The following is a 26,063-nucleotide window of genomic DNA, read 5'->3' as shown; positions in this document are numbered from 1 at the left end:
CTTGACCGGATCTCACGGGAGATCGATCACTCCGCGTCGGTCGCCGCCTCCGGCCCCTTGCCGCCGCCAAAGAGCCCCTTTACCCATTCGCGCAGGTTCTGGAGCACCACGTAGAGCACCGGCACGAGGATCACCCCGATCACCGTCGCCGCAAGCATGCCGCCGAAGACGGCGATGCCGATCGCCTTCTGGCTGGCCGCGCCGGCGCCGGAGGCGACGAGCAGCGGTACCACACCGAGAAGGAAGGAAAGCGCCGTCATCATCACCGCGCGGAAGCGCTGGAAGGCCGCCTCGGAGGCCGCCTCTCGCACGCTCAGACCGGACTCTCGTCGCTCCATGGCGAATTCCACGATCAGGATCGCGTTCTTCGCCCCGAGCCCGATCAGCATGATCATCCCGATCTGGGTATAGAGGTTTATGTCCGACCCGGTGACCGCCACCGCCGCCACCGCACCGAAGAGCGCCACCGTCACCGAGAGCAGGATGGCCACCGGCATGGTCCAACTCTCGTATTGCGCAACGAGGAAGAGGTAGCCGAAGAGTATCGCCGCGATCAGGATGTACTGCACCATTCCGGAAGAGGAGAGCTGCTGCTGCGCCGTGCCGGTCCATTCGTAGCCGTAGCCCGGCGGCAGGCTGGTCGCCGCCACCTCCTCCATCACCCGGATCGCGTCCCCGGACGAAAGCCCCTCCGCCGGCACCGCCGTGACCGTCGCCGAACGGAACATGTTGTAGCGGTTGAGCAGCACCGGCCCGAGGACGTTCTCGACATTGATGAGCGTGCCGAGCGGCACCATCTCGCCCGTCGCCGACCGCACATAGAGCTTGCCGATATCCTCCACCTGCCGGCGATAGTCGCCGTCGGCCTGGATCATCACCCGGTAGACACGGCCGAACAGGTTGAAGTCATTGACATAGTAGGAGCCGAGATAGGCCTGGAGCGTCTGGAACACCTCGGAGACAGTGACGTTGAGCGACTTGGTCTTCTCGCGGTCGAGATCGACGAAGACCTGGGGCACGTTGGCTCGGAAGGTCGTGTAGGCCTGAGCCAGTTCGGGGCTCTGGTTGGCAGCATAGACCATCCCGCCGAGCGCTGCGGCGAGGTCCTGCGCCGTGCCACCACCGGTCTGCTGCACTTTCATCTCCACGCCCGCCGAGAGGCCGAGGCCCGAGATCGGTGGCGGGTTGAAGGCGATGACGCTGGCTGCCACCTCCCGGTTCGCAATCCCATAGATCTGCCGCAGGATGCCCTCCGCCGAGAGCTCCGGTGTCTTCCGCTCCTCCCAGTTGGTGAGGTTGACGATGATCATCGCGCCGTTCGAGCCCGAGCCGTTGAGCATGCTGAAGCCGTTGACCAGAATGGTGCTGCGGACGCCGGGGATCTCCTCGATGCGTGCATTGATCCGGTCGGTCACCTCCTCGGTGCGTTCCAGCGAGGCGGCATCGGGAAGCTGCACGTCGACGAAGAGCGCACCGTTGTCCTCGAGCGGGATGAAGCCCTTGGGCGTGGCCACGAACATCGTTCCCATCACGGCGACGATCACGCCGAGCACCACGAGGCTCAGGAGCGACACGCGCACGAAGCGCTTCACGATCGAGGTGTAGCCGTTTCGCAGACCGCCGATCGCGCCCTCGAACACGGCGAGAAGACCCTTCGCTTCGCCCTGTCGCGGTTTCAGCACAATGGCACAGAGCGCCGGCGACAAGGTCAGCGCATTGATCGAGGAGATCACGACGGCGGTCGAGATGGTGATCGCGAATTGCGAATAGAGCCGGCCGGTGATGCCGGGCATGAAGGTGACCGGCACGAAGACCGCAAGCAGCACCAGCGTGGTGGCAATCACCGGGCCGGTGATCTGCTCCATCGCCTTCGCCGTTGCCTCCCGCGCCGAGAGCCCCTCGTCGGCGATCAGCCGCTCGACATTCTCCACAACCACGATCGCGTCGTCGACGACGATGCCGATGGCGAGCACGAGGGCAAAGAGAGAGACCGTGTTGAGCGACATGCCGAAGGCCAGCAGGAAGGCGAAGGTGCCGATCAGCGAGACCGGGATCGCCACCATCGGGATGATCGTCGCCCGCCAGGACCCGAGGAAGACAAAGACCACCGACATCACCAGGATGAAGGTGAGGATCAGCGTCGAGACCACGTCTTTGAGCGAGGCTTGGACGAAATCGGTCGAGTTGTAGGGAACCTCGTATTCCACGTCGTCGGGAAAGACGCGGGAGAGCCTGTCGAGTTCCGCCAGCACCTTTTCCGACACGGCCAGCGCGTTCTCTCCCGGGGCCTGATAGATCGCCAGGACCGTGGCCGGCCGGCCGTTGAACCGGCCGGAGGCGTTGTAGTAATTCGCCCCAAGTTCGACCCGGGCGATATCCTTGATGCGCACGATGGCACCGGACTCGCCGGTCCTGACAACGATGTTCTCGAACTCCTCGACCGTCGTCAGGCGGCCCTTCGAGGTGATCGTGTATTGGAACTGCTGCCCGGCCGGCACCGGCGGAGACCCGATCTGGCCGGCCGAGACCTCGATATTCTGCTCGCGGATCGCGTTGATCAAATCGCCCGGCGTCACGCCGAGGCTCGCCATCCGGTCGGGATTCATCCACATCCGCATCGCGTAGGCGAAATTGGTCAGCACTTCGGCCTTGCCCACCCCCTGAATCCGCGCCAGCGCATCCTTGAGGTTGATCGAGGCATAGTTGGACAGGAAGACCTCGTCATAGGTGCCGTTGGGCGAGACCAGCGTCGCCACCAGCAGCATGTTGGTCGAGGATTTCTGGGTCACGACGCCGCGCGAGGTCACCTCGGTGGGAAGCTGCGCGGTCGCCTGGGCGACCCGGTTCTGCACGTTGACCGAAGCGATATCGGGATCGGTGCCGACATCGAAGGTGACGGAAAGCGAATAGGACCCTGTCGCCGAGCTGTCCGACGACATGTAGATCATGTCGTCCACGCCGTTTACCTGCGCCTCGATCGGTGCCGCGACTGTGTTTTCAACCGTCTCGGCGCTGGCACCGGTGTAGCTCGCGGAGACGTTGACCACGGGCGGCGTGATATTGGGGAACTGCTCCACCGGCAGCACGGAATAGGCGATGAGCCCCATGATGGTGAGCACGGTCGAGATGACGATGGCCGTCTTGGGACGGCTGATGAAGACCTTGGAGATCATGCGCTCAGTTCCCCGACGCCTCGACCGGCGCACCGGCCGCGACCGCTTCGACCACGGCCCCCGGCCGCACCCGTTGCAGCCCCTCGACGATCACCGACTCGCCCTCGCGTGCACCGTCCTGGATGACAATCGCCGTCCCATGCGCTCTCCCCAACGTCAGGTACCGCTGCTCGACCCGCTGATCCGGCGTCACGATCAGCACGAAATCGCCCCGCTGGTCGCGCTGAAGCGCCGCCTGCGGCACCAGCAGCTTGCGCTCGGGCTCGAGCGCCTGGATCGAGACATCGACGAAGGCACCGTCGACGATCAGTCGGCGAGCGTTGGCGAACTCGGCCCGGAGTGCGATCGTGCCGGTGGCCGGGTCAATCCGATTGTCGACGAAGACGATCTGCCCTGCCTCTTCGAGCCTGGTGCCGTTCGGCAGAGTAACGAAGACATCCGGCGTGCGCTCCGGTTCGCTGAGCTGATGCAGCTCGGCCTCGATCTGTTCGAGCACGTTGAGAAGCTGCTTCTCGGTCAGCGAGAACGCGACCTGCACCGGCTGCTCGCGCACGAGGGACACAAGCGGGCCGCTCGACGGCCCCACGAGATCGCCCACCGAGGTGTCGACAAGGCCGATGCGGCCGTCGAAGGGCGCAAAGACCTCGGTGTAGCTCAGATCAAGCTCCGCGGCGCGGATCGCCGCCCGGGCGGCCTCGACATCTGCCTCGGCCACCTTCTCGTTGGCCCGCGCCACGTCCGCTTCGCTTTGCGGTGCCGCGTCCCGCCGGACCAGTTCCTCCTTCCGCTCCCGCTCGATCATGGTCAGCTCGAGATTGGCCTCGGCGCGCGCAAGATCGGCCTTGCGCGCCGCGAGCACCGCCTCGAACCCGTCCGGCTCGATCTGGAAAAGCTTGTCGCCCTCTTTGACCGGAGCGCCGTCGCGAACCAGAATCTCCTGGACAAATCCGCTCACGCGGGCCGGGATATCGACCTTGTCGATCGCCTCGCCCTTGCCGATGAAGGTCGCTTCATTGATCAGGTCCTCGGCATAGATCGCGGCCACGGCGACCCTGACCGCCTCCCCCTCCTGCTGCGCCAGCGACGGACCGGCAGCGAGCCCGATGACCAGCAAGAAAGGCGTCAGAATCCGTGATACGCGCGGCATGAGCATTGCTCCTCCAGGTTCCGTAGCGGCCGCGCGATGTGCGGACCTGCCCAAGTCATACCGGGTTTTCGGCGCGGAACAACGGTGGAGCGCGGCGTGTCCTTCTGCATCCCGCCGACGCGCCACCGCCGCGCCGGGGAAGCAACGGTCGCAACGGGCGGCGCACCACCCGCGGCCAGGCCGAACTCACGGAGAATCAGGTCAGGTTCGGAGAAGACAGGGCGCCTTCGAAACGTGCCGCCAGGCAGTCTTGCCGATGGCGAGACTGCGGCAATGTCTCTTCCTCCGAAACGATTGGGTCTGGCAGAGGAAACCGTCCGGATTCGGCCATGCGTCTCTTAACCTGCCGGAAAGACAGTGTAAGTCATGTTGTGCCCAGCCTGCCGGGTTGCCCCGAACCGGTGTGGCAGAAGACCCCGGGGCACAGGACATTTGCATGTATATATTTCTTCGTGATCTGTCGATTTCCGCCTGTCTCGGCCTGCGCCTCGCCTTCCTGCGAATGCTCACCGGCCTGGTGGTGAGCCTGCCGGCGGATGAGGTCCGCGCCCGGATCCGTGCGCTCTCGCTGGCGGATCAGGCGCTGCTGATCGGCCTGACGCTCGCCGGTCTCCTGCAGGCCACGATGCTCTTTGCCGAGGCCGGCGCCGGCGGCCCGCTGGCCCTCTGGGTCGCCATCTGGATGGTGCTGCGCTAGGCCTCGTCCGCCCCCGGCCGGAACCCCGTCGCGACGACGAATTTTTCGGAGGAATCGGACCGGCTCGCCGGCGGCTTCACATTCGCCACCTTCTCGAAGCGTTGCTTGAGCAGCTTCTGCAGGTCGCCCTCCGCGCCGCCCGCCAGCACCTTGGCCACGAAGGTGCCCCCCGGCGCCAACACGTCGAAGGCCAGGTCTGCCGCCGCCTCGCAGAGCGCAATGATGCGCAGATGATCGGTCTGCTTGTGCCCCGAGGAAGACGCCGCCATGTCCGACATGACCACATCCGCCTGCCCGCCCAGCCAGGCCTTCACCTTGTCGTCCGCGCCTTCCTCGAGAAAGTCGAGCACATGCAGCTCGGCCCCGGCGATCGGCTCGACTTCCTGAAGGTCGATCCCGAGCACCGTGCCCACGGACTTTCCCGACTTCTCGCCGAGCGCATTGACGCGACGCACCGCGACCTGACACCAGCCGCCCGGCGCGCAGCCCAGATCGACCACCCGCGCCCCAGGCACGAGGAACCGGAACTTGTCATCGAGTTCCACGATCTTGAACGCCGCCCGCCCGCGATAGCCATCGCGCTTTGCCGCCGCGACATAGGGATCATTGAGCTGCCGCTCGAGCCAGCGCGTCGAGGAAAGCTTGCGCCCCCGCGCGGTCTTTACCTTGACCCGGAGATCGCGCTGCCCGCGCCCGCTCGTTTTCTTCGCCATCCCGCACCTTCCGACCGCTCGCGGGTCAATGTTTCATGCCACCGGCGGGGATATTTCCGAACAGACGAAGAAAGCAAGGCCCGCAGGTTTCTTCTGCCGAAAAATATCCCCGCCGGAGGCGCCCGCCAGCGGCGGATATCTAGAACGGACCGTCCTCGAGCACCCCGTCCGAGGACATCTGCGCATAAAGCAACCCCTCGCGCAGGCCGCGATCGGCCACCGAGAGCCGGTCGGTGGGCCAGATCCGCATCAGCGCCTGAAGGATCGCCGAGCCCGACATGATGAGCGCCTGCCGGTCCTTGCCGATGCGCGGGTCGGCGCGGCGGCCGGCCTCGCCGAGCTCGAGATACGAGCGGATCACGGCGTCGATCTGGTCGGAGGACATGCGAAGCCCGTCAACCTTGGTGCGGTCGTAGCGGCGCAGCCCGAGATGGCTCGCGGCCACCGTCGTCACGGTCCCGGAAGTGCCGATGATCTGGAACCCCTCGCGCGCCTGTTCGTGGATATAGGGCGAGAAATCCGCAAGTTGCTCCTCGAAATACCAGCTCATCAGCGCGAACCGCCCGGCGTCATCCTCGACGTCGTAGAACTGGTCCTTGAGCGTCGCCACGCCAAGCGGCACCGAGATCCAGTCGACGACGCGGGCGCGCGGGAACGGGTCGTCGCAGAAGTCGAACCCCTTGTGCAACCGCATGATCGCCCGCGGCCGGTCGGGTCCCGGAACGCGCGAGAGGTCGATCCAGACCAGCTCGGTCGACCCGCCGCCGATATCGACCACAAGGAGTTGCTCCGTCTTGATCGAGACCAGCGGCGCGCAGGAAACGACGGCCAGCCGCGCCTCTTCTTCCGGCTCGATGATGTCGAGCCGGAGCCCGGTCTCGTGGCGGACGAAGCGGATGAAATCGCGGGCGTTCTTCGCCCTGCGACAGGCCTCCGTCGCGACAAGCCGCATCCGCTGCACCTTGTGCTTCTGGAACTTGGCCTTGCAGATCTTCAGCGCCTGCACCGTCCGCGACATCGAGGCGCGGGACAACCGCCCGGACGCTTCCAGCCCGGTGCCGAGTTGGACCGATTTCGAGAAACTGTCGACCACATGAAACTGGGAGCCCTTGGGTTGGGCCACCAGCATTCGACAACTGTTTGTGCCGAGATCCAGCGCCGCATAAGGAGCGACCGGATCCGGCACGGATGGCGCGGGGGTTGCGACCGGTTTCGGGAACGCGCCCGCGCCTGCGGGACGCCTGGGCGTCATCTCACGCCCTCCAATTCGTGTTGACCACAGGGTAGACGCGCGCCCGTTCCCGTGCAAGTGAGCAGATTCGTCCCACCTCATATTCTTCTTGAAAAAATAGAGGGTCACCGGGGCTGGAACCCGGCCCGTATTCGGCCTTAGCTTGCGCTCAGGGCGCGCGTCAGGTCGCAGGCGCGCCCTGTCCCGTCGAAAATCGCCCCTTTCCTGCGAGGAACGCAGCGTAAAGGGGACTGGAGAGCGTTGAAGGAAACAGAGAGCATGCCCGAGGTCACCATCGTCTACTGGCGCGACATTCCGGCCCAGGTCATCGTGGGCAAGGGCCGGCGCGGCGTGAAGGCGGTCCTGCCCGAGCGGTTCGAGCAGGCCATCGACCGCTGCGCGATGCGGGTGGGCGCAAAGGACAGCGACGCCTATCTCGCCGAATGGCGGCGCGGTGCGCCCGTCCCGGCGGAGGGCAGCGCGGAGCAGGTTCTCGCCGCAGAGACCACCCGGCTCGATGCCGACTACGATTCCAAACGCCTTCAGAGACTGGTCGACAACGCCGGATGGGACTGACCCCGGCCCGGATAAGGGAGGCCGCCATGGCCCTGCTACCATTTCGCAAGCGCACCACCGCGCCCGCCGACCGTGCCACCGCGCTCGCCGGTTTCCTGCGGGGCTTCTCCATCGAGGTCATGCCGCGCACCGCTGCCAAGATCGAGGATTTCCGCGCCCTGCTGCCCGAGGGCACGCGGATCTACATCGCGCATATCGACGGCACGCCGATCGAGGACATGGTGGCGACCGCACGGCGACTCCACCAACAGGGTTTTCCGGTGATGCCGCATTTCCCGGCGCGCCTCATCCGCGACAAGGCGACCCTCGCCGACTGGATTGCTCGCTACCGCGGCGAGGCGGACCTGCGCCAGGCCCTGCTGCTCGGCGGAGGGCTCGATACGCCGCGCGGCGAGTTCCACTGCTCGATGCAACTGCTCGAGACAGGGCTCTTCGACGCCGCCGGTATCAGCCGTCTCCACGTCGCCGGCCACCCTGAAGGCAACCGCGATATCGACCCTAAGGGCGGCACGAAGAACGTGATGGAAGCGCTTCTCTGGAAACAGAAATTCTCTGAGAGAACCGACGCCGACATGGCCATCGTCACGCAATTCGCCTTCGAGGCTGCGCCGGTCATCGCCTGGGCCGAGGGGCTGCGCGCGGCGGGAATCGACTTTCCGATCCATATCGGTATCGCCGGGCCAGCAAAGCTTCAGACGATGATCAAGTTCGCCGTGGCCTGCGGCGTCGGGCCGTCGCTCCGGGTCCTGCAGCGCCGCGCCAAGGACGTGACCAAGCTGGTTAAGCCTTTCGAACCAAACGAGATCCTGTCGACGCTCGCCCTTCACAAGGCCGCAAACCCGGATTTCAACATCGAGCAGGTGCACTTCTTTCCGTTGGGCGGTATCAAGGCCACGGCCGACTGGACGGCCGACCATGGCGGCGCGCTGCCCGGCGTGTCGGCCGCAACTGGCTGAGAGACATATGAAGACCGCATTGCTGTTCGACCTGGACGGAACCCTGATCGATTCCGACAAGATCCACTATGAGGTCTTCGTCGACCTCCTGGAGCCCCGAGGGGTGAAGATCGACGCGGAGTTCTACCGGGCCCATATCCATGGAAAGCTGAACCACGACATCTTTTCCGAGCTGTGCCCCGGCGAGGACCCGGACTGGTGGGACAAGCACAAGGAAGCGGAGTATCGCCGCCGGCTGGGCCCGGCCTACCCGCCGATTGCCGGCACCACGGAGATCCTCGATCTTGCCGACGCAATGGGCTGGCCGAAAGCGGTCGTCACGAATGCACCGCGCGACAATGGCGAGGCCGTTCTAGAGGCACTCGGCCTGGCGCAGCGCTTCGATACTCTGGTGATCGGCGCCGAGTGCGCCCGCGCCAAACCCGACCCCGCGCCCTATGCGGAGGGGCTGCGCCGGCTCGGCGCCACGGCGGAGACGTCGCTCGCCTTCGAGGACAGTCCCTCAGGCATCCGCTCGGCGGTGGCGGCCGGGCTCAAGACAATCGGTCTCCGGACGATGCTCGACGACGCGGAACTGCACGCGCTCGGCTGCGCCGCGACCATCGCCGACTACCGTGACCCGGCGCTGGCAGACCATATCGAACAACTCAAAAGGATGGCCGCATGACGCGCACCGTGATCGAGAGCAAGACCAGGACCGTGACCATCGGCTTTGATGAGCCGTTCTGCGTGATCGGCGAACGAATCAACCCGACGGGCCGCAAGAAGCTCGCCGCCGAACTCGAGACGGGCGATTTCTCGACCGTGGAGAAGGACGCGCTGGAACAGGTGGCCTGCGGGGCGATGGTGCTCGACGTGAATTCCGGCGCTGTCTTCACCAACAAGATGGCCGAGGACCCGCGCTACGCCGACAATAATTTCGTCGAGCCGATGCTGATGAAGGAGCTGATCACCCGGATCCAGGCCATCGTGGACGTGCCGCTCTGCATCGACAGCTCGGTGCCCGGCGCGCTGGAAAACGGGCTGGAGATGGCCGAGGGGCGGCCGCTTCTGAACTCGGTGACGGGAGAGGAGGAGCGGCTAGAGCTCGTCTTGCCGCTCGTCAAGAAATACAACGTTCCGGTGGTGGCGATCTCGAATGACGACAGCGGCATTTCCGAGGACCCCGACGTGCGCTTCGCTGTGGCCAGAAAGATCGTCGAGCGGGCGGCAGATCACGGAATCCCGGCGCATGACATCGTCGTAGACCCGCTGGTGATGCCGATCGGGGCCATGGCAACCGCAGGGCATCAGGTGTTTACCCTGGTCCGCCGGCTGCGCGACGAACTTGGCGTCAACACCACCTGCGGCGCCTCCAACATCTCCTTCGGCCTGCCGAACCGGCACGGCGTCAACGCGGCCTTCCTGCCGATGGCGATCGGCGCCGGGATGACCTCTGCGATCATGAATCCCGTCCGCTCGGTCGAGATGGAGGCGGTGCGCGCGGCCAACCTGCTGATGAACCACGATGCCAACGGCAGCGCCTGGATCGGCTTTTCCCGCATTCTGGACGCGGTCAAGGAAGGCGCGAGCTTTGCCGAGGCGTCAAAAGCAGCGGCGGCGGCGGGCCGAGGCGGACGGCGGCGGCGGCGGGGCTGATGACGGCGCAGGGCGGCGCGGTCGGACGGGGGCTGTCTGGCCCCCTCCTACGCAGGCGTAGGCTCCCCCAGAGGATATCTCTCAAAAGAAGAAGTTGGGCGGGGGGCCTTGCCGCCACGCTTTTGCTGGCCGCGGCGGCGTCCGCCCAGCAGCCTGGCGTGCCGACACTTTTGCCAGAGGCGGAACAGGCCACCTGGAACGCCGTCGGGCGGGTCAACATCGCCGGTCTGAAGCGGCGCAGCATGTGTTCGGGGACGCTGGTTGCACCGGACCTGGTGCTCACTGCGGCGCATTGCCTGTTCCGCCCGGACGGACACGCGGCGCGGCCGGTGGACGTGCATTTCGTCGCCGGCTGGCGAGGCGGGGCCTTCGCCGCACACCGGCAGGCGGCCGAGATCATCTTTCACCCGGACTACGCACCTTCCCTGCCGCCGCTGGCGGAGCGTGTCGTCTACGACGTCGCGTTCCTCAGGCTCGACACGCCGATCGTCGCGGCGGAGGCAACACCAGTGCCGCTTGCGGATCTTCCGGCCGATCCGGGGCCGCTGACCATCATCGGCTATCGGCGTGACCGGCCGCACGCGCTCTCGCGCCAGCAGGGATGCGCGATCCGCTGGCGCGACGCCGGCGTTCTCGGGCTGGATTGCCCGGTGATGGAGGGCAGTTCCGGCGCGCCGGTGCTTGCGGCGGGGCCGGATGGCTGGCGCGTGGTAGCGCTGGTGGCGGCACGGGCGTCGAGGGGCGGTAGGATTGCCAGCCTCGCGGCGCTGGTCGCCCCCGGTCCGATTCCGGCGAAACCCGCTTACTAGGAGCCGACCCACTCCCTGACTCGATCCATCTCAAGGACGGGCGCGGGCGTAAGGTGTATACTTGGGCCTGCGCCAACTGGCTGCATCCGGAGGACATGAACCATGATCCTTCACCGCGTGCACCACCTCGTCATCCTCGTCTCGGCTATTGCCGCGACGGCGGTCTGCGCCACCGGGGAACCTCTGCCCTGTGTCGACCCGCTCTTTAGGGTCGAGGCCCGGGATTCCGCGACGCATGAAAGGATCTGCGCTGCCGCGGTCGAGGCCCGCCGGGCGACATCGGTCTGCGGGCTGCCACAGGAAGGACCGCTCGATATCGTGACCATCGAGGCGCCTGCTGTGACCATGGGCCTCAGTCTCGCAACGTTTGATTCGAGCGCGGGGCTGATACGGATCCTCGAGCCAGAGCGCCTACGCGACCATCTGAGCGACAGCGGTGCCTACGCGGCGCTGCCCGCGGACGTCGTGTTTCGTGCGCTGCTGACCCATGAGTTCGCGCATGCCGCGCTACATCAGGCCCTCGCCGGACGGCAGGTTCCTCCCGTCGACCATGAATACGTCGCCAACGCTCTGGAAGTGGCCGCGATGGCCCCGGAGGTCCGCGAGATGCTGCTGGAAAAAGTCGGGGTCGAGCCACCGGTTTCAGCGGAGACTATCGACATCTTCCTTTACGCGATAGCGCCGCGCCGGTTCGCCGCGCAGAGCTATCTCTACCACGTGGACCGCGACTGCGCCCCGATTGAAGGCATTCTGGACGGCAGCTTCTCCTTCGAGCTCCTCAACTAGATCCGGTTGGCCCTTCCCTCCCGCGCCGCTTTGCGGCAAGAGGCGGCTCGAGACCGACAAGGGCCCGAAGGAGAGACCCGATGCACGACATCCGCTACATCCGCGAGAACCCCGCAGAATTCGACGCCGCGATGGCGCGGCTGGGCCTCGAGGCGGTCTCGTCCGGGATACTTGCGGTCGACAACGCTCGGCGACTGGCGATCCATACGGCCGAAAACGCCAAGGCCCAAATGAACGCTCTGAGCAAACAGGCCGGAGCAGCAAAGAAGAGTGGCGACGAAGACGCATTCAACGCCATCCGAGAAGGCATCTCGAAAAGGAAGACAGAGATTGCCGAACTGGAAGCACTGGCTAAAGACGAAGACGCCCGCCTTCAGGAGATGCTGGCCAGCCTGCCCAACATGCCGCTCGACGAGGTTCCCGACGGCGCGGACGAGACCGATAATGTCGAACTCCGCCGCTGGGGCACCCCGCGCGACTTCGATTTCGCGCCAAAGGAGCATTTCGAACTGAGTGCGGTGCAGGACGGCATGGACTTCGAGACCGCGGCGAAGCTCGCCGGCTCCCGGTTCGTGCTGATGTCGGGCGCAGTGGCGCGCGTCCACCGGGCGCTGGCGCAGTTCATGCTCGATACCCACACCACCGAACACGGCCTGACCGAGGTCAACGGCCCGGTCATGGTGCGCGAGGAGATGATGTACGGCACCGGGCAGCTGCCGAAATTCGGCGAGGATTCCTATCTCCTGCGCGAGGGCTGGTGGCTGATCCCGACCTCGGAGGTCACGCTGACCAATATCGTCAACGGCGTGATCATCGAGGAGAGCTACCTGCCCCGCCGCTACACCGCGCATTCGCTCTGCTTCCGCTCGGAGGCCGGCAGCGCGGGCAAGGACACTTCCGGTATGCTGCGCCAGCACCAGTTCGAGAAGGTGGAGATGGTTTCCGTCACCCATCCCGACAAAAGCCTCGAGGAGCACGAACGGATGACGCGCTGCGCCGAGGCGATCCTCGAAAAGCTCGGCCTTCCCTATCGCACCATCGTGCTCTGTACCGGCGACATGGGCTTCGGCGCGCAGAAGACGCATGACATCGAGGTTTGGCTGCCCGGTCAGGGAACTTATCGCGAGATCTCCTCGGTCTCGGTCTGCGGTGATTTCCAGGCCCGGCGGATGAACGCCCGGTTCCGTCCCGAAGGCGGCGGCAAACCGGAATTCGTCCATACGCTGAACGGCTCCGGCCTCGCCGTCGGCCGCTGCCTGATCGCGGTGCTGGAGAACGGTCAGCAGGAGGACGGCTCGGTGGACCTACCCGAGGCGCTCGCGCCCTGGCTCGGTGGCAAGTCGCGGATCACAGCCGAGGGCGTTCTGGTCTGAGGGCTGCCCGGCGGGGCCGGCGCGTCAGCGCTCGTCGGCCCGCCCCTTGCCCTGGTGCTTGCGAAGCCGCGAGGGCGTGGACTTCTTGCGGTCCTTGTAGGGATTCTTGTCCGACTGGCTCCGGAAGGTCAGCCGGATCGGCGTCCCCGGCATGTCAAAATCATCCCGCAACCCATTGATAAGGTATCTCTTGTAGCTGTCAGGCAGTTTCTCGGGAAAGCTCGCCATGGCCACGAAAGCAGGCGGCCGGGTCTTCACCTGGGTCATGTAACGCAGCTTGATCCGCCGGCCGCCGGGCGCGGGCGGCGGGTGCGCTTCGAGCATGCCGGCGAGCCAGAGGTTGAGCTTGGCCGTGGGCACCCGGCGGTTCCAAACCTCGGCCGCGCGGACAATCGCGTCATGCAGCCGGTCGAGGCCACGGCCCGTCTTTGCCGAGACGGTAATGAGCGGCGCCCCGCGGAGCTGCGGCAGGAGCCGGTCAAACGCCTCCTTCAGCTCCGCGAGCTTGCCCTGTTTCTCGTCCTCGAGATCCCACTTGTTGACTGCGACCACAACCGCCCTGCCCTCGCGCTCGGCAAGATCGGCGATGCGCAGGTCCTGCTGTTCGAAGGGGATCTCCACGTCGAGCAGCACCACGACCACTTCGGCGAATTTCACCGCGCGCAACCCGTCCGATACCGAGAGTTTCTCCAGCTTCTCCTGTACCCGGGCCTTCTTGCGCATGCCCGCCGTGTCGAAGAGGCGCATCTTCGTACCATTCCACTCTACCGGAAGCGAGATGGCGTCGCGGGTGATGCCGGCCTCGGGGCCGGTCAGGAGCCGGTCCTCGCCGATGATCTTGTTGATCAGCGTCGATTTTCCGGCATTGGGGCGGCCGACCACGGCGACCTGCAGCGGCTTCTCCGGCACCGGCGCGGCGGCCTCGCCGGTCTCATCGAGCGCGATGTCAGTCTCGGGCGCCTCGGCTTCGGCGCGTTCCGCGAACCCGTCCGCGAGGGGCATCAGCGCGGCGTGGAGATCAGCCATCCCCTCACCATGCTCGGCCGAAATCCGGATCGGTTCTCCGAGGCCGAGCGCATAGGCTTCCAGCACGCCCGCGTCGCTGGCGTTGCTCTCCGCCTTGTTCGCGGCGAGCAGAACATGGGCCGATTTGCGGCGCAGGATCTCGGCGAACACCTCGTCGGCCGGCGTCACGCCCGCGCGGGCGTCGAGCATGAAAAGACAGATATCCGCCATCTCGACGGCCCGCTCGGTGAGCCGGCGCATCCGGCCTTGCAGGCTCTCGTCCTTCGCCTCCTCGAGCCCGGCGGTGTCGATCACCGTGAAGCGAAGATCTCCGAGCCGCGCCTCGCCCTCGCGCAGGTCGCGGGTCACGCCCGGCTGGTCGTCGACCAGCGCCAGACGGCGGCCGACAAGGCGGTTGAACAGGGTCGACTTGCCGACATTGGGGCGGCCGACGAGGGCCAGGGTGAAGCTCATCTTGCGCTCGGTTTGGAAGACTCGGGGGTCAGATCCGCTTCCTTAGACGGTTTCGCACCGGCATTGAAGGGGTCTTCCGGCCGATGTGGCGTTGCGGATGACGCCGCCACCATGGCGCGCGACGGGGCTGGCCTGGGCCGCCTCGTCGCGCGTTACCGCCGTGCTTCAGTTCACCAGTTGGGTCAGCGTCAGCGACACGGACGGCACGTAGGTCACCAGCAAGAGGATGAAGGCGAGGACGCCGATGAAGGGCAGATTCGTCCGCGAAGTCTCCCAGATGCCGGACTTGGCGATCGAGCAGGAGGTGATGAGCACCGAGGCCACCGGCGGCGTCTGCTGGCCGATGGCGAGGTTCAGCGTCAGCATGATACCGAAATGCACCGGGTCGATGCCCACGGCGTGGACCAGCGGCATCACGACCGGCACCACGAGGATGATCGCCGCCGCGCCGTGCAGGAACATGCCGAGCACCAGCAGCAGCACATTCAGCAGCGCGAGCACCACAAGCGGGTTGGTAGTGAACTCGGTGATCTGCCGCGCGAGCGTCTGCGGCACCTGCGCCTGGGTCAGGAACAGGCCGAGCGCGGCGGAGGTCGCCACCAGCAGCATCACAACGCCGGTCTGGCTGATGCCCTCGAGCATGGCGCGGCGCAGATGCGCGAGGTCCAACTCGCGGTAGATGAAGGTACCGATGAAGAAGGCGGCGAAGACGGCGAGGCCGGCGGCCTCCGTCGCGGTGACGATGCCCGTCAGGATGCCGCCGAGGATGATGACCGGCAGCGTCAGCGCCCAGAAGGCTTCGCGGAAGGTGCGGGCGATATTGCAGAGGTCGAAGCCTTCGGCGCGCGGCAAGTCGTAGCGCACTGCGAGAATGTAGGTCACAACCATGAGCAGCCCGCCGCCGAGGAAGCCCGGCACGATGCCGGCGACGAAGAGCGTGAGCACCGAGGTCTCGGAGATCGCGCCATAGAGGATCATCGCGATCGAGGGCGGGATGATGATGGCGAGCGAGGCCGAGGAGGAGGTGATCGCAGCGGCGAGCGTGCGCGAGTATCCGCGCCGCTTCATCTCCGGGATCAGCACGGTGCCGGTGGCGGCCACGTCGGCCACCGCCGAGCCGGAGATCTCGGCGAAGACCATCGAAACGCCGATATTGACCATGCCGAGCCCGCCGCGGACGAAGCCGATCAACGCCGTGATGAAGTTGATGAGCCGGACCGATATGCCGGAGGTGTTCATCAGGTTGCCGGCGAGGATGAAGAGCGGGATGGCGATGAGCGGAAAGGAGGTCGCGCCGGTATAGAGCGCGATCGCCATGTCGTAGAGCTGCGCCGTACCGGTGGTGAAGGCGAAGCCGCCGATGGCGGTGATGCCGATGGCCACGGCGATCGGCACGTTGATCATGATGAGTGTGATCAGGACCACGGTGGTGAGAAGCAGGATCACGGGCGTCCCTCCCGCTTGGAATGCGCATCCTTGCCGGCTTCGGCATCGGCGATGGCTTGTTCGATTTCGACATGCTCGCGGTCGACCCCCTCGGCCGCGTAGCGCAGCACGCGCGGCATGGTCAGCAGCGTGCCGGCAATCATCAGCGCCGCGGTGATCGGGATCACCGACTGCACGATGTCGAGCGAGACAGAGGGAAGGCTCAGAAGCGAGTCCCAGGCCGCCACTTCCAGAACCTTGTAGCCGAACCAGCCGGTGATGGCGAAATAGGCGATCACCAGAAGCTCGGCGAAGAGCGCGAGCCCGATGGCAAAGCCGCGCGGCAGGGCGACGACAAGGCCCGAGAAACCCATATGCTGGCGCATGAAAACGGCATAGCTCGCGCCGAAATAAGTCAGCCAGGCAAGCAGCACGCTGGCGATCTCGTCATACCAGGAGGGCGAGGCGCCAAGATAGCGCATAGTGGTGGAATAGAGGACGGCGAGGGCAAGCGTCACGAGGAGCGCGAGGCTGATACCCTCGATAAGCCGCAACAGGGCCTTTTCGACGAAATCGAGCATCTTGTCTTTCCGAAAAGCCGCCGGCCGATGCGCCGGCCGGCGGCATGGGATTGGCGGGTTACTTGGCCAGGGCCTGCGCCTGTTTCACCAGGTCTGCGCCGCCCTCGACCTTGGTCGCGAAGGCCTCGTAGATCGGTCCGGAGGCCGCGATGAAAGCGTCCTTGTCGGCTTCGTTGACTGCCACACCGGCCGCTTCGACCTTGGCGACCAGCTCCATGTCGGCCTTTTCGCCCTCGGCAAGCGCCCAGTCCTGAACCTCGGCAGCGACCTCCTCGATGGCGGCCTTGACGTCATCAGGGTAGCCGTCCCAGGACTTCAAGGAAGTCAGAAGGTAGATCGGCGAATAGACGTGGCCGGTCATGGAGAGATACTTCTGCACCTCCTGGAAATTGGCTCCGGTGATGTTGGTGAGCGGGTTCTCCTGGCCGTCCATGGTGCCGGTCTGAAGCGCCACGAAGACCTCCGAGAAGGCCATCGGCGTCGGGTTGGCGCCCCATTCCTTGAACATCATCACCCGCCACTCGGACGAGGGCGTGCGGATCTTCAGCCCGTCGAGATCCTCGGGCGTGTTGATCGGACGGATGTTGTTGGTGATCTGCCGGAAGCCGTTCTCCCAGGTGGAGATCAGTTTCAGCCCTTGTTCGGCGGCCAGCGGCGCCATGACCGGCTGGATGATTTCCTTGTCGATCGCCTTGAGATGCTCGCGATCCTTCACCAGGAACGGCATGTCGAACAACGCAAATTCCGGCGCCACGTTGGTCATGATTGATGAGATCAGCGTGAAGTTGACCGTGCCGAGGCGGATCTTCTGCATCAGCTCCTTGTCGTCGCCAAGTTGGCCGTCGGCGTAGAATTCGACGGTGTGGGCGTCGCCCAGCTTGGCCTGAAGGTCCTCGGCGAATTTCGCGGCAGACCGGCCCTGAAGGCTGTTCGAAGCCGACCCGACTGCGACGACATAGGTGTCGGCCGAGACGGAGATTGCTGCGACGGACACGGTCGCGGCGAGGATGGCCGTGGTCAGGCCCCTGGTTACGTAGCTCATGATGTCTCCTCCTTGGTTGAGCTTTGCCAAATGACCGGGCTGGTCTCTACGTTCCACGTTAGGAAACCGGCTGAACCCGGCCCGGTCGTTTTTTCGGATGGCATGATCCTGAGATCGTCCATCGAGTTCCTCTCCTTCCGCACCGCCGACGGAGCCGGGGTGCATGCGCAGTCCTGTTTTTGCCGCGGCCGCGAGCGGCGCCAGCAGATCAGCTTTCGAGCGACTCCCTGACCCGCTCCCACGCCTCCGTCAGATGTCGCCCGACGACCTCCGAAAGCCGCGCCGCATCACGCGCCTCCAGCGCCTCGATCATCTCGACATGCTCGCCGATGGCGCTGGCCCATTTCTCCGGCCCCTCGTGGCCGACATAGCGGATGCGCTTCAGCCGGGTCTGGAGCACGGTATGGACATCCGAGAGCGCGCCGTTCTCGGCAAGGGCCACCAATCGCGTGTGGATCTCCTGGTTGAGCTTGTAGTAGCGCATCCGGTCCCCGCGCTCGTAGGCCGCCTGCATCTCGTCATGAAGCGCGCGGATCGCGGCGATACTGTCGTCGGACGCGATCTCACAGGCGCGGAGGGCGGCTGTCTGCTCGAGAGTGCGGATCACCTCCAGCATGTCGCGCACCTCCTTGGCGGAGAACTTCTTCACCACCGCGCCGCGGGTCGGAACCAGCTCGACGAGTCCCTCGCTCGCGAGATACTTGATCGCTTCGCGCAGCGGCGTGCGCGAGACGCCGAGTTCGGCGCCGATCTGGCCCTCGTTGAGCCGCATGCCGGGCGCCAGGTCGCCCTCGATGATCCTGTCCCGCAGTCGCGTCAGGATTTCCTCGTGCAGCGATTGCCGCTCGATCCGGTTCGGGGCCGGCACGGGGGAGATCATGCGCACCTCCCTTCGGTCTGTCCGCGAGTGCTCATTGCCAGACTGCCTCCCGGTCGAGCGCCCGCCCGATCAATTCGGAGACCGGCGCCGGCCGCTCAGCCTTCTGGCGCGGCTCGAGGCGTGCCAGCTTCCGGCCCAGCATCACCGCGTTGCGGGTGGCGCCGAAATCGGCCTTGCCCTGCCCTGCGATGTCATAGGCCGTGCCATGCGCCGGGGTCACGATCGGAAAAGCGTAATTGGCAATCAGCGTCACGCCACGGTCGAAGCCGAGCAGCTTCATCGCGATCTGGCCCTGGTCGTGATACATCGTCAGCACTGCGTCGAATTCGCCCTTGATCGCGCGCACGAACACCGTGTCGGACGGGACCGGCCCGTCGACGGCCATCTGCAGCGCCCGGGCACGGTCGATAGCGGGTTGCAGGATGTCTTCGTCCTCGGTGCCGAAATTGCGCCCGTCGCCGGCATGCGGGTTGAGCGCCGCCACACCGATCCGCGGCCGTTCGAACCCGGCCCCGCGCATCACTTTGTCGGTCAGGCGCAAACTGTCGAAGATCCGTTCCTCGGACAGTGTGTCGGCCACCGCGCGCAGCGGGATATGGGAAGTCACGCGGGCGTTCCAAACCTCGTCCAGGACGTTGAATTCGCGCCCGCTCTCGGCGGGGTGGATCGTCGCGTTCACGAAACCGATCTCGTCGACATAGTCGGGCTGGGCAAGGCGCATCCCGTGCTTGTTGAAGGGCGTGAAGAAGACCAGATCGGCGTGGCCGGCATCCGCAAGCAGCAGCGCGGTGCGGAAATTCTGCACCGCCGCCAGCCCGGCCGCGACGCTCGACTCGCCGACCGGCACATCGGTGGGGTCGCAATTGCCCATGTCGATCAGGAAACTGCCCTCGGGCAGCCGGGCGTCGACGGCATCGACGGTGAGCACCGGGAGGTCGAGCGTGACGCCGGCCTCCGCCGCACCGCGCTCCAGCAGCCGCCGGTCGCCAAGCACGACGAGATCGCCCTCGTTCGCCTCGGAATCGGCGATCACCTTCGCCGCCAGCTCGGCGCTGATCCCGCCCGCGTCGCCGATCGCCATTGCCACTCTGAACTTGCTCATCACGCCATCTTCCGTTCTCGCCCCGGCGATACGGTCCGACGCAGTGCGCCGAAACGTCTCGCCAAGGTCATCAAGGAGGAGAAGAAGCAGCTTTCAGCGGGCACAAACGGCCCTTTCTGAAATGTCGCGGCCCATAGTCTGGTCCGCGCGGCTGTCCTCCCAGCAACCTGCGTTCTGTATACAGCATACTTCATGTGCCGCCGCAACCCCCGAAATCGACGCCGATCACGTGGCCGATCGCACGGGCTCTCTTCCGCCCCACCACCGACCCGCGCCACCGTGCCTCTTGGGCCAAGGGAGTCCTTCCCGGCCGCCCTGATCGGCACCGTCCCGGCAGGTGGTCGGACGGAGTGGGGATGAAAGAAGATGCCGATGGGGATCAACATTGGCACCACTGGCGATCGTGGCTCGGCCCTGGCTACTGCGCGCGGGACCGGCGGGATCTCCCCGCTCCAGCAACGGCGCTGGACAAGGATCGCTTGAAATCCTTGCAAATTTACCTTTCGTCAATCAAGATGTCCGGAATGGGTCGGGCGTCGATTTCGTCCCGACCCAAGGGCCCGTCCCAAGGAACGCGCGAGTTTTGTTCCCGGGTCCTTGCTTGGGGGCAAAATGAAGAGTTTTTTCTGCTGGGCGTTTCTCGCCCTGACATTGGTACTATTCGCTCGGCCGGGCATTGCGGCCACGGGGATCGGCACCGCCATTTCCGTCACGCCGGGCGCGACGCTCGAGACCGGCGGCAGGCGTGCGACGCTTCAGGCAGGCATGGGATTGCAGCAGGGCGACACGGTCCGCACGGACCGCAACGGCCAGGTGCAGATCGTCTTCGCGGACGACACGAGAATCGCCGTCGGACCGAACTCGCGCCTCGTCATCGACCAGGTGCTCATGCGCAATTCCAGCCGCGCAAGCCGCTTCACCGTGAGCGCGGTCTCCGGCAGTATCCGCTTCATCTCCGGCAAGAGCGCAAAGAGCGCCTACGCGGTGCGGACGCCGTCGGCCACGATGGGGATCCGCGGAACCGAGTTCGACATCAATGTCGACCGCCGGAGAACGACCTCGATCATGATGTTCTCCGGCCAGGTCCGGATGTGCGGGACGGAAAACTGCGCCGTCGTCGTTGGCGCCTGTTCCGTCGCGCAGACCAAGCGCGGTTCTGCGGTGACTGCGCCCGGCTCGCAACGCGATCTCCAGTCGCTCGTCAAGTCGGGCTTCCCCTTTGTCCGCGCGCCCGGCCGTCTCCGGCCGGATTTCCGGGCAAGCGGCAGCGCCTGTGGCGACCGTTATTTCCCGCAGGTTCAGCGGGGTGAGGCGCGACCCGCCACGGCGACGCCGATCACACCGATCTCGGCGCCTCCCGTCGAACGCGCGCCCGAACCCGAACGCCAGCCCGAAAGGCGCGCGCCCCCCGAACGTCAGGCAGCACCCGAGCCGGAACGCGCGGCCAAGGCCGATTTCAGCCCGGAACCGCCAGCGCCCGAACCCGACCGGCCTGCTCCGGAGCCGGCGAGTGATCGCTACCCGGGCCAGAGCGGCGATTCCGGCCCGAGCGTCGGCCGCGGCAATGAGGTGAGCCAGGGCCAGGACGGCTCCGGCACCGGAAAGGGGCGCGGCGCCGAGAACGGCAAAGGCCGAAACAACGACACGCGTGGAAACTCGGGCAACAACGGAAAGGGCAAGGGCAACGGCAATGGCCGGAAGGGCTGAGCCGTCGTGACGCGCCTCTTTCCGGCGTGGTTTCGGATGCGCGCGAGCGGGCGCTGGCAGCGCCCGGTCCTCTTGCTTGGCCTCTCCCTGCTGCTGTTCGGCGTGGGGCTCCGCGCCGCCGACCCCGCGCCCCTGCGGGCGCTTCGCTTGGCCTATTTCGACTATCTCCAGCAACTGGCGCCGCGCGCGCCTGCGGACCTGCCGGTGCGGGTGGTGGATATCGATGAAGCATCGCTGGCCGAGATCGGCCAGTTTCCCTGGCCACGGACGGAATTCGTCCGGCTGCTCGACCGGCTTGAGGCGTTGGGCGCAGCCGTCGTCGCCTTCGACATCCTCTTTGCCGAGCCGGACCGCTTCTCGCCGGCGGCGCTGGCGCGCGATCCGGTGATGGCGGAGGCGCTCGGCGATGCCGCAGACCTGTCGCCATACGACAACGACATCCGGTTCGCCGAGGCGATGGCCGGGCGGCCTGTCGTGCTCGGCGTGGCGGCTCGGCGGGCAGACGGGCGCGCGGCCGACCTGCCGCCGAAATCCGGGCTGGTGGAAATCGGCGACCAGCCGGGGCTGGGGCTAATCCGGGTGCCGGCGACGACACCACTGGCGCCGCCGCTCGGCGACGCGGCGGCCGGGATCGGCGGCATCAATGTCGCGCCCGGAACCGAATCCGGGATCGTCCGACAGGTGCCGCTCCTCTGGCAGGCACCCTCCGGCCCCCTGCCCGCCCTGGCGCTCGAGGCGCTCCGGCTGGCACTCGGTGAGACGACCTATTTCCTCGACGGCGTCCCCGACATCCCCGGCGCGGTGCAATCGGTCGGGATCGGCCCCTATCAGGTTCCCACCGACACCAGCGGCCAGATCTGGGTGCGCTATCGCCACGATGACCCGTCTCTCTACGTCCCGGCCGTCGACATCCTGCGTGGCGGTGACGACCCGGCGGTCCGCGCCGCGGTTGAAGGGCAGATCGTCTTTGTCGGCACCTCCGCGGCCGGCTTGCTCGACACCCGCACGACCGCTCTGGGCGAGACCGTTCCCGGCGTCTCGATCCACGCCCAGATCGTCGAGCAGATCCTGCTCGGCGAGGCGCTGCGGCGCTCGGATTTCGTCGCCGGACTCGAACTTCTCACCTTCGTCGCGCTCGGCCTCGTCGTGACGCTGCTGATGGCCCGCAGCGGCGCCAGCCTGACGCTGGTCTCCGGCGGCCTCGCGGCGGCGCTGGTGCTCGGCGGGAGCTGGCTGGCGTTTCGCAGCCAGGGAGTGCTCTTCGACGCAACCTTCCCACTGCTCGGCGGCGCCGCGAATTTTGCGACCCTCGTGGGCTACCGGTTCCTCGTGGTCGACCGCGACAAGCGCCGGATCCGCCGCTCCTTCGCGCAATATGTCGCGCCGGAGGTGCTGGGCGAGATCGAGACCAGCGGGCATGCGCTCAATCTCGGCGGTGTAGACCGCGAAGTGACGGTCCTCTTCTCCGACATCCGGAATTTCACGCCCCTGAGTGAGTCCCTGCCCGCACAGGATCTCGTGGCGATCCTGAACGATCTCTTCACGCTGCACGGCGCGGAGATCCTGAAGACCAAGGGCACAATCGACAAGTTCATCGGCGATGCGATGATGGCCTTCTGGAACGCCCCGCTCAACGTCCCTGACCACCCCCTCCAGGCTGCTCGCGCAGCGCTCGGCATGCGGGCGCGCCTTGCCGAATTCAATGCGCGCCGTGCCCGGGACGGCGCTGCACCGATCGGGATGGCGGTCGGCTGCGCCACCGGCATGGCCTGCGTCGGCAATATAGGCTCGCGGGAGCGGTTCAACTACACGGTGATCGGCGACGCGGTGAATGCCGCGGCCCGGATCGAGCAGAGCTGCCGCCGGCTCGACTACGACATCGTCGTGTCAGGTGCCGTCGCGCGCACCATCGCCGGCCGCCTGGCGACCCTCGAGGCCGGCGCACCGGCGCTCAAGGGGGTATCGGAGCGGCAGGATCTGTATCTCGTCGTCGGCGACAGGGACCTCGCCGAAAGCCTGGCCTTCGCCAAGCTTCGGGATTGCCACGCCACGCTCCTGGAGGATCTCCGGCAGGGCGTTCCAGTCGATCCCGAAACCATTGCGCGCTGCATCGAGCGGGCGGAGGCGGTGGAGCCCGGATTGCGGGCCTTCTATTCCGCGATTCCCGACCGGACAGCGGATTTCACGGAAACCGGCCCGTCCCGCCCGCCGTCCGGCGAAGCCCAACGCCTTGAGGCGCACACCGGCGCCACTCACTCCAGCGCGTTGATCTGATCGTTGGCCGCGCGCAGCCGGTTCGACAGCGACCGCACGATATTACTCAGGATCGTTTCGAGGATCTGCGGGCCATCCACCGACAGCCGGCGCACCTCTTCCACGGCGAGGCCATAGGCCAGCACCGGCGTATCCGCCCGCACATTGGCCGACCGGCGGCCGCCATCCAGCAGCGCCATCTCGCCGAAGCTCTGGCCGGGTCCGACGGATGCGATCCTCCGCGCGGGCTTGTCCGGATCGCCGAGCGTAATGCTGACCGCCCCGCGGGCGACGATGAAGAAGACCTGGCCGATGTCGCCGATCCGGAGGATCGTCTCACCCGCCTTGAACTCGAAGGTAAGAACCACCGATTCCAGCGCTGCGATATCCTCGCGCGCGAGCCCCTCAAAGAGCTCCATGTCGGCAAGGCTCAGCTTCTCCGCGCCGTGCGACAGCCCGTGCTCGGCCAGCAACGCATTCTCCTCGGCCTCGAGCGCCCGATCGATGTCCACCACGAAGCTGCAGGACCCCTTGGCGATCTCCACCGCGAAGGCGTCGGAAAAATCCCCGAGGTCGGGATTGGCTCCGACCCCGGTGAAGACCAGCCGCGTCGACCGCGCCGCAAGTTCATGCGCGAACTGCCGCAGAAGCACCCGCGCCGCCCTGTCGGCATAGGAAAGCCGCTCGAGGTCGAGAATGACGACCCGGCAGGTTTCCCCGGTATTGGCGGCATCCGCGGCGCGGCGGATCAGCTGTTCGGCAGTGCCGAAGAACAGCGGCCCCTGCGCTTCGACCACCACGATCGCCGTGCCGCCGTCCCGGATGACGTCGGTCTCGCGGCGGGACCGCACGCGGTTCGAGGTCACGTCGCCGCCGCGATAGATTCGGCGGACGACGCTTCGGGTATCGGTCCGGTCGACATAGGCGTGCAGGCTGAAATCCCGGGTAAAACGCCGGCAGACCTCGATGCCGCGGACCGAATTTCCGACCCGGTCCACCAGCGGCGAATAGACCGCCATGCCGATTTGTCCGGGAAGCACCGCGATGATCGCCCCCGAGACGCCGCTCTTTGCGGGCAGACCGACATCGAACATCCATTGGCCGGCATAGTCGTACATCCCGCAAGTCGCCATCACCGAGAGCACGTCCCGGACATTGCCCGGCGAGATCACCTGCTCGCCGCTCAGCGGATTGCGGCCATGCGCTGCCAGAGTCGCCGCCATCACCGCAAGATCGCGCGCGGTCACGAGGATCGAGCATTGGCGGAAATAGAGGTCGAGCAGCTCCTCGGTCGGCCCCTCGATCATGCCCGAGTTGAGCATCATGTAGGCGATGGCGCGGTTGCGGTGGCCGGTCTCGCTCTCGGAGCGGTAGACGCGCTCGTCCATCTCCAGCGTCCGGCCGGCGAAGCGGCTGAAGAACGACATCTGCGCCGCTTCCCTTTCCGCCGGCGTCGTACCTTGCAACAGCTCGGTCATGGCGATCGCGCCGGCATTGACCATCGGGTTGAAGGGGCGGTTGTTGAGGTCGTCGAGAAGGATGGAATTGAACGGATCGCCGGTAGGCTCGACACCGACCTTTTGCATCACCCGGTCGCGCCCGTGCGCCTGCAGCGCGTAGCCGAACATGAACGGCTTGGAGACGGACTGGATGGTGAAGGCGCGGTCCGCCCGGCCGACCGAATAGACCGCGCCGTCGACGGTAGCGACGGTGATGGCAAGATCATCAGGATCGGCCCGGGCGAGCTCCGGAATGTAGTCGGCGAGGGCGCCGTCCCGGATCGCGGCCACGGATTCGTAGAGGTCCTGGAGATAGCCCTCGACCGGTGAGATCTGACCATAGGTCATGTTGCGAGAATCGAAGGTCATTGTCCTGCCGTTGGTCATGCCCGACCGTTATAGGCACCGTGCGCGCCAACACACCTCTCTCGACCGCCCGCAGGCGCATTCGACAGGGTTTGCTGTTTTTTTAGGCAGGAATGGTGACGCTGCGCAACTTCGGGCTCATCACAGCGAAGCCCGGCGGCCATCGCGCCGCCGGCAGACGCAACTTTTCTCGCGCAATCAGACATCGATCCTGTGAAAATGGTGCCCCCAGAGAGACTCGAACTCCCGACCCTCTGATTACAAATCAGATGCTCTACCAGCTGAGCTATAGGGGCTTTCCGGCGGAATACGACGCGGCGGGGCACCGCGCAAGAGGTAAGGCGGCGGCGCGGCGCCAAGAACAAGTGGAGGTCGACCTGCCTGGCTGGACCGAAGAACTCGTCGTTCGGCTGACCGGGCGCTACGAAGCCGATGTCACGGCGACCGCCGCAATGGATAGCATGCGCTTTCTGACTCCCTGAGCGGCGCGGCAAGTGGTGGGGATCGGGGCCGCCGCCGGGAGATGGTGGCGCGCCGACGGCGCGCCAGGTCCCGTCATTGGCGGAGCGTATGCGTTGTAAGGCCCATGCAGCGCCACTGCCGTCCAGCACGATCTGCAGCCGGGTCGAT

The 26,063-nt window shown here is 66.1% G+C and carries 22 protein-coding genes and 1 tRNA gene; 11 read left to right on the top strand and 12 right to left on the bottom strand.

Features of this window, described 5'->3' with window-relative positions:
- Positions 1-26 precede the first annotated feature (26 nt).
- Both EU800_RS00200 and EU800_RS00195 read right to left on the bottom strand, forming a co-directional pair.
- Entirely contained in the window at positions 27-3,173 is a 3,147-nt protein-coding gene (locus tag EU800_RS00200) for an efflux RND transporter permease subunit (RefSeq protein ID WP_129627109.1), read from the bottom strand.
- 4 nt (positions 3,174-3,177) lie between these two features.
- Entirely contained in the window at positions 3,178-4,320 is a 1,143-nt protein-coding gene (locus EU800_RS00195) for an efflux RND transporter periplasmic adaptor subunit (RefSeq protein ID WP_242500334.1), read from the bottom strand.
- A gap of 436 nt (positions 4,321-4,756) precedes the next feature.
- On the opposite strand from EU800_RS00195, the gene EU800_RS00190 reads away from it, so the two are divergent.
- Positions 4,757-5,017, top strand: a complete 261-nt coding sequence (locus EU800_RS00190) for a hypothetical protein (RefSeq protein WP_129627103.1) — start codon at positions 4,757-4,759, stop codon at positions 5,015-5,017.
- Here EU800_RS00190 and EU800_RS00185 read toward each other — a convergent pair.
- Both EU800_RS00185 and EU800_RS00180 read right to left on the bottom strand, forming a co-directional pair.
- Entirely contained in the window at positions 5,014-5,730 is a 717-nt protein-coding gene (locus tag EU800_RS00185) for an RlmE family RNA methyltransferase (RefSeq protein ID WP_129627100.1), read from the bottom strand. The two genes, EU800_RS00190 and EU800_RS00185, sit on opposite strands and share 4 nt — an antisense overlap.
- Before the next feature lie 139 nt (positions 5,731-5,869).
- Complete coding sequence (locus EU800_RS00180; RefSeq protein WP_129627098.1) at positions 5,870-6,982, bottom strand: Ppx/GppA phosphatase family protein; 1,113 nt, start codon at positions 6,980-6,982, stop codon at positions 5,870-5,872.
- 258 nt (positions 6,983-7,240) lie between these two features.
- Here EU800_RS00180 and EU800_RS00175 point away from each other — a divergent pair, with 258 nt between their 5' ends.
- From EU800_RS00175 to serS, 7 genes are all read left to right on the top strand, one after another.
- A complete protein-coding gene (locus tag EU800_RS00175) occupies positions 7,241-7,537 on the top strand; it encodes a virulence factor (protein WP_129627095.1) in 297 nt (98 codons plus the stop codon).
- A 26-nt stretch (positions 7,538-7,563) separates the two neighbouring features.
- A complete protein-coding gene (locus EU800_RS00170) occupies positions 7,564-8,493 on the top strand; it encodes a methylenetetrahydrofolate reductase (protein ID WP_129627092.1) in 930 nt (309 codons plus the stop codon).
- A gap of 7 nt (positions 8,494-8,500) precedes the next feature.
- Positions 8,501-9,160, top strand: coding sequence for an HAD family phosphatase (locus tag EU800_RS00165; protein ID WP_129627089.1), 660 nt, complete (start codon positions 8,501-8,503; stop codon positions 9,158-9,160).
- Positions 9,157-10,131 (top strand): methyltetrahydrofolate cobalamin methyltransferase, encoded by a 975-nt coding sequence (locus tag EU800_RS00160; RefSeq protein WP_129627086.1) that lies wholly within the window; start codon positions 9,157-9,159, stop codon positions 10,129-10,131. The genes EU800_RS00165 and EU800_RS00160 overlap by 4 nt, the downstream gene beginning before the upstream one ends.
- A gap of 158 nt (positions 10,132-10,289) precedes the next feature.
- Entirely contained in the window at positions 10,290-10,940 is a 651-nt protein-coding gene (locus EU800_RS00155) for a serine protease (protein ID WP_165354519.1), read from the top strand.
- 102 nt (positions 10,941-11,042) lie between these two features.
- The gene (locus EU800_RS00150) at positions 11,043-11,726 is read left to right on the top strand and encodes a DUF6639 family protein (protein WP_129627081.1); all 684 of its coding nucleotides are present in this window, start codon (positions 11,043-11,045) and stop codon (positions 11,724-11,726) included.
- An 80-nt stretch (positions 11,727-11,806) separates the two neighbouring features.
- Positions 11,807-13,099, top strand: coding sequence for a serine--tRNA ligase (gene serS, locus EU800_RS00145; protein WP_129627078.1), 1,293 nt, complete (start codon positions 11,807-11,809; stop codon positions 13,097-13,099).
- A gap of 24 nt (positions 13,100-13,123) precedes the next feature.
- Here serS and der read toward each other — a convergent pair whose 3' ends face one another.
- The 6 genes from der to EU800_RS00115 all read right to left on the bottom strand — a co-directional run bounded on the left by der (position 13,124) and on the right by EU800_RS00115 (position 19,608).
- Positions 13,124-14,578, bottom strand: coding sequence for a ribosome biogenesis GTPase Der (der, locus tag EU800_RS00140; RefSeq protein WP_129627075.1), 1,455 nt, complete (start codon positions 14,576-14,578; stop codon positions 13,124-13,126).
- Positions 14,579-14,743: 165 nt separating this feature from the next.
- Positions 14,744-16,024, bottom strand: a complete 1,281-nt coding sequence (locus EU800_RS00135) for a TRAP transporter large permease (protein ID WP_129627072.1) — start codon at positions 16,022-16,024, stop codon at positions 14,744-14,746.
- Entirely contained in the window at positions 16,021-16,584 is a 564-nt protein-coding gene (locus tag EU800_RS00130) for a TRAP transporter small permease (RefSeq protein WP_129627069.1), read from the bottom strand. The genes EU800_RS00135 and EU800_RS00130 overlap by 4 nt, the downstream gene beginning before the upstream one ends.
- A gap of 58 nt (positions 16,585-16,642) precedes the next feature.
- Complete coding sequence (locus tag EU800_RS00125) at positions 16,643-17,626, bottom strand: TRAP transporter substrate-binding protein (RefSeq protein ID WP_129627066.1); 984 nt, start codon at positions 17,624-17,626, stop codon at positions 16,643-16,645.
- A gap of 208 nt (positions 17,627-17,834) precedes the next feature.
- A complete protein-coding gene (locus EU800_RS00120; RefSeq protein WP_129627063.1) occupies positions 17,835-18,506 on the bottom strand; it encodes a GntR family transcriptional regulator in 672 nt (223 codons plus the stop codon).
- 31 nt (positions 18,507-18,537) lie between these two features.
- Positions 18,538-19,608 carry a 4-hydroxythreonine-4-phosphate dehydrogenase PdxA gene (locus EU800_RS00115; RefSeq protein ID WP_129627060.1) on the bottom strand — a complete coding sequence of 357 codons (1,071 nt, stop codon included), beginning with the start codon at positions 19,606-19,608 and terminating at the stop codon, positions 18,538-18,540.
- Between the two features lie 612 nt (positions 19,609-20,220).
- Between EU800_RS00115 and EU800_RS00110 the strand changes: the two genes are divergently transcribed.
- Together EU800_RS00110 and EU800_RS00105 are read left to right on the top strand one after the other, a co-directional pair.
- Positions 20,221-21,315 (top strand): FecR domain-containing protein, encoded by a 1,095-nt coding sequence (locus EU800_RS00110; RefSeq protein ID WP_129627057.1) that lies wholly within the window; start codon positions 20,221-20,223, stop codon positions 21,313-21,315.
- A gap of 6 nt (positions 21,316-21,321) precedes the next feature.
- Entirely contained in the window at positions 21,322-23,589 is a 2,268-nt protein-coding gene (locus EU800_RS00105; protein WP_129627054.1) for a CHASE2 domain-containing protein, read from the top strand.
- Here EU800_RS00105 and glsA read toward each other — a convergent pair.
- Both glsA and EU800_RS00095 read right to left on the bottom strand, forming a co-directional pair.
- Positions 23,568-25,436, bottom strand: a complete 1,869-nt coding sequence (gene glsA, locus EU800_RS00100; protein ID WP_165354518.1) for a glutaminase A — start codon at positions 25,434-25,436, stop codon at positions 23,568-23,570. The two genes, EU800_RS00105 and glsA, sit on opposite strands and share 22 nt — an antisense overlap.
- Before the next feature lie 217 nt (positions 25,437-25,653).
- Positions 25,654-25,729: transfer RNA gene (locus EU800_RS00095), tRNA-Thr, on the bottom strand.
- Here EU800_RS00095 and EU800_RS00090 point away from each other — a divergent pair.
- Positions 25,703-25,915: a hypothetical protein gene (locus EU800_RS00090; protein ID WP_129627048.1), complete on the top strand. Its 213-nt coding sequence runs from the start codon at positions 25,703-25,705 to the stop codon at positions 25,913-25,915. The genes EU800_RS00095 and EU800_RS00090 overlap by 27 nt on opposite strands.
- Positions 25,916-26,063 lie beyond the last annotated feature (148 nt).

Origin of the sequence: Tropicimonas sp. IMCC6043, from assembly GCF_004146235.1 — a bacterium.
GTDB lineage: Bacteria > Pseudomonadota > Alphaproteobacteria > Rhodobacterales > Rhodobacteraceae > Tropicimonas.
This window is presented reverse-complemented; position numbering and strand designations above follow the sequence as displayed.

Coding starts and splice junctions, on each gene's coding strand:
- EU800_RS00170 (WP_129627092.1), top strand. CDS start 7,564: ATGGCCCTGCTACCATTTCGCAAGCGCACCACCGCGCCCGCCGACCGT.
- EU800_RS00180 (WP_129627098.1), bottom strand. CDS start 6,982: ATGACGCCCAGGCGTCCCGCAGGCGCGGGCGCGTTCCCGAAACCGGTC.
- EU800_RS00115 (WP_129627060.1), bottom strand. CDS start 19,608: ATGAGCAAGTTCAGAGTGGCAATGGCGATCGGCGACGCGGGCGGGATC.
- EU800_RS00150 (WP_129627081.1), top strand. CDS start 11,043: ATGATCCTTCACCGCGTGCACCACCTCGTCATCCTCGTCTCGGCTATT.
- EU800_RS00165 (WP_129627089.1), top strand. CDS start 8,501: ATGAAGACCGCATTGCTGTTCGACCTGGACGGAACCCTGATCGATTCC.
- EU800_RS00090 (WP_129627048.1), top strand. CDS start 25,703: ATGCTCTACCAGCTGAGCTATAGGGGCTTTCCGGCGGAATACGACGCG.
- EU800_RS00190 (WP_129627103.1), top strand. CDS start 4,757: ATGTATATATTTCTTCGTGATCTGTCGATTTCCGCCTGTCTCGGCCTG.
- EU800_RS00185 (WP_129627100.1), bottom strand. CDS start 5,730: ATGGCGAAGAAAACGAGCGGGCGCGGGCAGCGCGATCTCCGGGTCAAG.
- EU800_RS00125 (WP_129627066.1), bottom strand. CDS start 17,626: ATGAGCTACGTAACCAGGGGCCTGACCACGGCCATCCTCGCCGCGACC.
- glsA (WP_165354518.1), bottom strand. CDS start 25,436: ATGACCTTCGATTCTCGCAACATGACCTATGGTCAGATCTCACCGGTC.
- serS (WP_129627078.1), top strand. CDS start 11,807: ATGCACGACATCCGCTACATCCGCGAGAACCCCGCAGAATTCGACGCC.
- EU800_RS00110 (WP_129627057.1), top strand. CDS start 20,221: ATGAAGAGTTTTTTCTGCTGGGCGTTTCTCGCCCTGACATTGGTACTA.
- EU800_RS00120 (WP_129627063.1), bottom strand. CDS start 18,506: ATGATCTCCCCCGTGCCGGCCCCGAACCGGATCGAGCGGCAATCGCTG.
- der (WP_129627075.1), bottom strand. CDS start 14,578: ATGAGCTTCACCCTGGCCCTCGTCGGCCGCCCCAATGTCGGCAAGTCG.
- EU800_RS00130 (WP_129627069.1), bottom strand. CDS start 16,584: ATGCTCGATTTCGTCGAAAAGGCCCTGTTGCGGCTTATCGAGGGTATC.
- EU800_RS00175 (WP_129627095.1), top strand. CDS start 7,241: ATGCCCGAGGTCACCATCGTCTACTGGCGCGACATTCCGGCCCAGGTC.
- EU800_RS00200 (WP_129627109.1), bottom strand. CDS start 3,173: ATGATCTCCAAGGTCTTCATCAGCCGTCCCAAGACGGCCATCGTCATC.
- EU800_RS00160 (WP_129627086.1), top strand. CDS start 9,157: ATGACGCGCACCGTGATCGAGAGCAAGACCAGGACCGTGACCATCGGC.
- EU800_RS00195 (WP_242500334.1), bottom strand. CDS start 4,320: ATGCCGCGCGTATCACGGATTCTGACGCCTTTCTTGCTGGTCATCGGG.